At 67.2% G+C, this 6,412-nt stretch carries 5 protein-coding genes; 2 read left to right on the forward strand and 3 right to left on the reverse strand.

Annotation, left to right across the window (positions count from 1 at the left end):
• Positions 1 to 10: 10 nt before the first annotated feature.
• A complete protein-coding gene (locus ACK4IU_RS18115; protein WP_149589273.1) occupies positions 11 to 349 on the reverse strand; it encodes a P-II family nitrogen regulator in 339 nt (112 codons plus the stop codon).
• A gap of 277 nt (positions 350 to 626) precedes the next feature.
• Here ACK4IU_RS18115 and ACK4IU_RS18120 point away from each other — a divergent pair, with 277 nt between their 5' ends.
• On the forward strand, positions 627 to 2,912 hold the full coding sequence (locus ACK4IU_RS18120; protein WP_409738099.1) for a transglycosylase domain-containing protein: 2,286 nt from the start codon (positions 627 to 629) through the stop codon (positions 2,910 to 2,912).
• A gap of 99 nt (positions 2,913 to 3,011) precedes the next feature.
• Here the strand turns inward: ACK4IU_RS18120 and ACK4IU_RS18125 are convergent, their stop codons facing one another.
• The gene (locus ACK4IU_RS18125) at positions 3,012 to 3,620 is read right to left on the reverse strand and encodes a phospholipid-binding protein MlaC (RefSeq protein ID WP_409738102.1); all 609 of its coding nucleotides are present in this window, start codon (positions 3,618 to 3,620) and stop codon (positions 3,012 to 3,014) included.
• Positions 3,610 to 4,398, reverse strand: coding sequence for a VacJ family lipoprotein (locus ACK4IU_RS18130; protein WP_409738105.1), 789 nt, complete (start codon positions 4,396 to 4,398; stop codon positions 3,610 to 3,612). Before ACK4IU_RS18130 ends, ACK4IU_RS18125 begins: the two co-directional genes overlap by 11 nt.
• A gap of 141 nt (positions 4,399 to 4,539) precedes the next feature.
• On the opposite strand from ACK4IU_RS18130, the gene ACK4IU_RS18135 reads away from it, so the two are divergent.
• A complete protein-coding gene (locus tag ACK4IU_RS18135; protein WP_409738108.1) occupies positions 4,540 to 6,291 on the forward strand; it encodes a type I secretion system permease/ATPase in 1,752 nt (583 codons plus the stop codon).
• The last annotated feature ends 121 nt before the right edge of the window (positions 6,292 to 6,412 follow it).

The following is a 6,412-nucleotide window of genomic DNA, read 5'->3' on the forward strand; positions in this document are numbered from 1 at the left end:
TCCCCGCCGATCACAGCGCGTCGTCATCGGTTTCGCCGGTGCGCACCCGCACGGCATGTTCAACGTCCAGGACGAAGATCTTTCCGTCGCCGATCTTGTCGGTCTTCGCCGTCTTCTGGATGGTGGCCACCACCTGGTCGGCCAGCGCGTCCGAGACCACGATCTCCAGCCGGACCTTCGGCACGAAGTTCACGGCATATTCCGCCCCGCGGTAGATCTCGGTGTGGCCGGACTGGCTGCCGAACCCCTTGATCTCGGTCACCATCATCCCGCGCACGCCGATTGCGGTCAGCGCCTCGCGGACCTCCTCGAGCTTGAACGGCTTGATTGCTGCAATGATGAGCTTCACGTTCTTCCCCTCTGTCTGTTGCAGGCACCCAGGGGTGGGACCTTCACCGGTCATCAGGCAGGGGAATGCTGCGTGCGCACAAGAAACAGCCGAGGATGAGAAGGGGCGTTCCGGGCCGCGGTGCACAATTTTTGCACTTATTCGGATTGGCGCACAATTATTGGGCGGCGACGGAATGCGAATCGTGGCTTGCCCGACTTCGCATTCCGGCAAATCCGGGATAATGTGCCGGTCAAACGGGCTGGAACGGCCCAAGGCAGCGATTGGCAGAGCAGGCATGGCAGCTGGAAACCGGGGGCGCGGCCCCCTTGTCGCCGACAAGAGATATGCTGCGCCCAAGGCGGGTGCGGGTTCGGGCGGACCGAAGCAGCCCGCGCCGCCGAAAGCCCCGCGCCGGCGGGCGCGGTCGTCCCGGCCTGCGCGGAAGCACGGGCTGGTCATGGGCCTGTTCCTGGCGATCTGGCGGGCGATCTGGGGCCTGACCTGGCGGATCACCGCGATCGGCGTCCTGGTCTACGCCGGCATCGTCGCCTATTTCTACGCCCAGCTGCCCGAGATGGAGGCCCTGGTGGACGGCCGTGCCCGCGGGTCGGTCACCATGCTGGACCGCAACGGCGAGGTCTTCGCCTGGCGGGGCGAGACCTTCGGCGGCATGGTGACGGCGGACAGCGTGTCGAAGTTCCTGCACGACGCCGTGGTGGCGACCGAGGACAAGCGCTTCTACTGGCATTTCGGGATCTCTCCGCGCGGCATCGCCAGCGCCATCCGCATCAACCTGTCGGAAGGCCGCGGCCCGTTCGAGGGCAACGGCGGTTCGACCATCACCCAGCAGACGGCCAAGCTTCTGTGCCTCGGAGTGAAGTGGGACCCGAATGTCTGGAAGTCCGAGGCTGACTACGAGAAGGACTGCCGCAAGGGCGGCATCTGGCGCAAGCTGAAGGAAGTGCCCTTCGCCATGGCGATGGAGGCGAAATATTCCAAGGAAGAGATCCTGACGATCTACTTCAACCGCGCCTATCTGGGGGCGGGCGCGCGGGGATTCGAGGCCGCGGCGCAGCGCTATTTCGGCAAGTCCGCCAAGGAGGTCAGCGCGGCCGAGGCGGCGATGCTGGCGGGGCTTCTGAAGGCACCCTCGACCTATGCCCCGACTGCCAGCCTGGAGCGGGCACAGAACCGGGCAAATGTGGTCATCGGGCTGATGGAGGAGCAGGGCTATCTCACCAAGGCCCAGGCCGACGAGGCGCGGGCCAAGCCTGCGGTGCTGTCGAAGGCCGCCAAGCAGCGCGCCGGCGGCTATTTCGCCGACTGGGTGATGGAGACGACGCCCGACTACCTCGCCCGCGACACGACCGAGGATGTCATCATCGAGACCACTCTCGACCCCGACATCCAGCGCAAGGCGGAAGAGGCGCTGAAATGGGTGTTCGAAAACAAGGTCAAGGCCGGGTCCGAGGCCCAGGCGGCCATCGTGGTGATGAGTTCGGACGGCGCGGTACGGGCCATGGTCGGCGGGCGCAACGTGCCGAACGCGGGCGACTTCAACCGCGCGACCCAGGCGCTGCGGCAGACCGGATCGACCTTCAAGCCCTTCGTCTATGCCGTGGCGATGGACCTCGGCTACAGCCCGATGGACTACGTCGAGGACAGCCCGATGTGCATCTACACGCCGGGCTCGGGCGACTGGTGCCCGCAGAACTACGACCGCAAGTTCAAGGGCACGATCACCCTGACCCAGGCGCTCGCCGAAAGCCGCAACATCCCGGCGGTGCGGGTCAGCGAGGCGGTGGGCCGCGACCTGGTGAAGCAGGTCGCCACCGATTTCGGCCTGGCGCAGAACTTCGCCAACGGCCCGGCGCTTGCTCTGGGGGTGTCGGAATCGACGCTGATCGACATGACCGGCGCCTTCGCGGGCATCCTGAACGGCGGCTCGGCGGTCACGCCCTTCGGACTGCAGGCGCTGAAGCTGAAGGGGATGGACGAACCCCTGTTCGGCGCCGGCGGCGGCATCGGCGAGCGGGTGATCTCCGAGAAGGCCGCCCATGCGCTGACCTACATGATGACCGAGGTCCTGAACGGCGGCACCGGCACCCGGGCCCGGCTGAAGGACCGCGAGGCCGCCGGCAAGACCGGCACCACACAAAGCGCGCGCGATGCCTGGTTCGTGGGCTTCACCGCCGATTATGTGGTGGGGGTCTGGATGGGCTATGACGACAACCGCCCGCTGACCGGCGTCACCGGCGGCGGCCTGCCGGCCGAGATCTGGCACGAGGTCATGGTGCGGATCAACGAGGGCGTCCCGCCGAAGCCGCTGATCAAGGAGATCCCCGATTCAAGCTACGCGCCGATCGGCGAGGGCGCGAACGAAGGCGCGGTCAGCGCCGAGGACGTGCCCTATTTCGACGATCCGAACGCCCCGGTCTTCAACGGCGAGTTCTACGAGGATCCGGTGACCGGCGAGAGCGTGCCGATCTACGACGGCGCCCCGCCGGCGGGCGCCGTCATGGAAGGCCCGGTGAACGACGATCTTGCCAGCCGGATCAACGATCTTCTGGGCGGGAACTGAGACACGGCACCACTTCAGGAGGGCTCGTCGTCGCCTTCGGCGCTCCTCGCGCGGGGGGCGCCCGCGACGAGGAGACGAAGTCGAACGAGGAGCCTCGGTCTAAAGCGTGCGCAGATCGGCGATCAGCCGGTCGAGGTCGCCCTTGCGCTGGTCCAGCAGCGCGCCCATCTCGGTGCGCTCGGAGGCCAGCATGTTCACGCCCTCGATGATGATGTTGAAGAACAGGCTCTTGCCCGACTTGTCGCTGACGTGCCAGCGCACCTCGAAGGGCGCCTGGCCCTTCAGCTTCGCGGTCGAGACGACCTCGTAGTAGCTTTTCACCGCCCGGGCCTCGGCTACCTCGATCCTGCCGCCCTGGAATTCGCGGAATCGCCGGCCGTATTTGCGGCTGATGTAGCCCTGGAAGGCGCTGGTATAGGCCGACAGCTGCGCCTTCGAGGCCGAGCGCGCCGCGGTGCCCAGGACCGAGCGCGCGATGGTGGGCACATCGGCATAGCGGGCGAAGAGCTGCTCGAAATCCTTCAGCATCGCGCTTTCGGACTTGCCCGAATTGATGATCGAGTTCACGTCGCCGACCGTCTTGTCGACCAGCCCCTTGGCCGCTTCGGCCGTCAGCGCCAGAGCCGGACCGGGCAGCGCGAGCACTGCGGCGGCAGCGGCGAGACTTGCGGCAAAGCCGCGGCGCGAGAGTGTGATGTCATTCGGCATAGGGGTCCTCGTAGGGATCGATGAATGCGTCGTCGCCAGCACCTTCCGCACCGCCCGCCGCCTTGCCCCGCGCCAGATGGAAACGCCGGTTCTGAAGGTAGAGAAGCCGCGCCTGGGCATAGCTATCCGCGCTTTCATATAGGATGGAATCCACCGTGGCCGAGAAGCGGTCGCGATCACCAAGGCGTGAAATGAGGCGGATGATGCGCGTTGCATTGGCCTCGCGCATGGGCAGGGCGTTGGCGACGGGGTCCAAGACGATATCGACGACCATGCCCACTGTGTCGCGGGCGGTGGACGGGCCGGCCAGCGGCAATTCAAGGTAGGGTCCCTCTCCCACCCCCCAGACATGCAGCGTCTCGCCGAAATCGGTGGGTTTGCCATCCAGCCCGATGGCTGTGGAGGGATCGAACAGTCCCGCCACGCCGAAGGTCAGGTTCACGCCAAGCCGCAGAGTGTTCTGCGCAGCATCGCCCAGGCGCAACTGCAAGAGGTTGTTGGCGATGTCGCCGGGCAGGCTCAGGGTTTCGGCCAGGTTACCGATGCCTTGCTTGACCGGTTCGGGGACGATGCCGACGCCTTTTGACGCAGGGCCGACCAAGGTGCGATCCACCGCCTTGTTGAAGCCATGCACTTTGCGGTTCGCCGACTCGAACGGGTCATTTATCGCATCCGGGCCAGACGGGGCCGCGCAGGCGCCCAGAAACAGGCCAGCCGAAACTACCACGGCCGAAATCGGCAGGACCTTTCCGGAAATAAATGAAATGTTCAGACCCATGCCTCTACTGTCCGGCCTTGACGCCGCAAAGACTAGTCTTCGCTGGCCGCAGGCCAAGGCATAAGTCCCCGTCCTGACCATGACAACGGTCAAACGTGGCTCTGGCGTTGCCTGTGGCAGGAAGACGCCAAGGGAAGACCGATGTCGGAACCTGCGATCCAGATCGCCGAAGCAAGGCCCGGGTCCGCCGAACTTTCCGCCGCCCAGGCGGCCTCGCGGCAGGCCTTCGCGACGGCATTCCTGTTCTCGGCCCTCGTCAACGTCCTGATGCTGACCGCGCCCCTCTACATGTTGCAGGTCTACGACCGCGTCCTCGTCTCGCGGTCGGAAGAGACACTTCTGGCGCTGTCGATCCTGATGGCGTTCCTGTTCCTGGTCATGGGCATTATCGATTACGCGCGCGGGCGGATCATGGCCCGGGTTGGCGCGCGGTTGCAGGAACGGCTGGATCCGCGCGTGCTGTCGGCCGCCTTCCGCCGGCTGACCGTCGCTCCGCAGGATCCGGCCGCCCAGGCCGCGCAGCGCGACCTTGACGCGCTGGCCCGGTTCTGGGCCTCGCCCGTGGCGCTGGCGATCTTCGACGCGCCCTGGGCTCCGCTCTTCGTCGCGGTGATCTTCGTCTTCCATCCCTGGCTGGGCTGGCTGGCCGTGGCCGGCGGGCTGGTGATCGTCGGACTCAGCTGGCTGAACCAGCGGGCGACCGTGGGCCCGCTGCACGCGGCCAACCATGCGAGCATGGCGGCCGAACGCCAGGCAGAGAACCTGAAGCAGGAATCCGAACTGGTGCAATCGCTGGGCATGACCGGGGCCGGCTTTGCCCGGCTGAAGGCGCGCCGCGACCTGGCGCTGGACGAAGGCTTGCGCGCCTCGGACGCATCGGGGCGCTATTCGGTGCTGATCAAGACGTTCCGGCTGTTCCTGCAATCGGCGATGCTGGGCCTTGCCGCCTGGCTTATCCTGCAGGAGGAACTGTCGGCCGGCGCCATGATCGCCGCCTCGGTGCTGATGGGCCGGGCGCTGCAACCGCTTGAGCAGGCCGTTGGCCAGTGGGCGGTGGTGACACGGGCCCGGCAGGCGCGGCTTCGGCTGGCCGACCTGCTGGTCAAGGCGCCGCCGGTCGCCGGCCGGACCGAACTCCCGCGCCCCAGGGCGCTGGTCGAGGTGCAGGCCCTCACCGTGGTCCCACCGGGCGGCAGCGCGCCGGTGTTGCGCAACCTTACCTTCACCTTGCCGCCGGGCAAGGCGCTGGGGGTGATCGGGCCGTCCGGCTCGGGCAAGTCGTCGCTGGCGCGGGCGCTGACCGGGGCCTGGCCGCCGGCGGCGGGGCGCATCCGGCTGGATGGCGCGACGCTCGACCAGTACGACCCGGACCGGCTGGGCAGCTACATCGGCTACCTGCCGCAGCGGGTGACGCTGTTCGACGGCACCATCGCCGAGAACATCGCCCGCCTGCAACCGGGGGCCGATGCCGCGGCGATCGTCGCCGCCGCCCGGGCCGCGGCGGCGCACGAGATGATCCTGAAACTGCCGAACGGCTACGACACCCGGGTCGCCACGATGGGCAGCCAGCTTTCGGGCGGCCAGATCCAGCGGATCGGCCTGGCGCGGGCTCTGTATGGCGACCCGATGCTGCTGATCCTGGACGAGCCGAACTCGAACCTCGACAACGACGGGTCGATCGCGCTCAACACCGCGATCCGCACCGCGAAGGCGCGCGGGGCCTCGGTCTTCATCATGGCGCACCGGCCGGCGGCGATTCGGGAATGCGACCTGCTTCTGGTGATGAACCAAGGGGCGGCCGCCGCCTTCGGCCCGCGCGACGCGGTGCTGCGCGAGGCGGTGAAAAACGCCGGCGACATCGCGCGCTCGCCCGCTCCGGGAGGTGTAGCCTAATGCGTAAGTCAAGCTGCGCTTTTGAAGTTCTCCGTGAAGGGCTGGCGCGTGGTGAGCATTGCCCAGACGACGTTGATGCGGCGTCTGGCGAGCGCGATGACGGCCTGGTTGTGGCGTTTGC

It is taken from the genome of Tabrizicola flagellatus (genome assembly GCF_046295235.1).
Classification (GTDB): domain Bacteria; phylum Pseudomonadota; class Alphaproteobacteria; order Rhodobacterales; family Rhodobacteraceae; genus Tabrizicola; species Tabrizicola flagellata_A.

What these genes read in the sequence shown, in the direction of transcription:
- ACK4IU_RS18125 (WP_409738102.1), bottom strand. Translation starts at nt 3,620, where the DNA reads ATGCCGAATGACATCACACTCTCGCGCCGCGGCTTTGCCGCAAGTCTC.
- ACK4IU_RS18130 (WP_409738105.1), bottom strand. Translation starts at nt 4,398, where the DNA reads ATGGGTCTGAACATTTCATTTATTTCCGGAAAGGTCCTGCCGATTTCG.
- ACK4IU_RS18135 (WP_409738108.1), top strand. Translation starts at nt 4,540, where the DNA reads ATGTCGGAACCTGCGATCCAGATCGCCGAAGCAAGGCCCGGGTCCGCC.
- ACK4IU_RS18120 (WP_409738099.1), top strand. Translation starts at nt 627, where the DNA reads ATGGCAGCTGGAAACCGGGGGCGCGGCCCCCTTGTCGCCGACAAGAGA.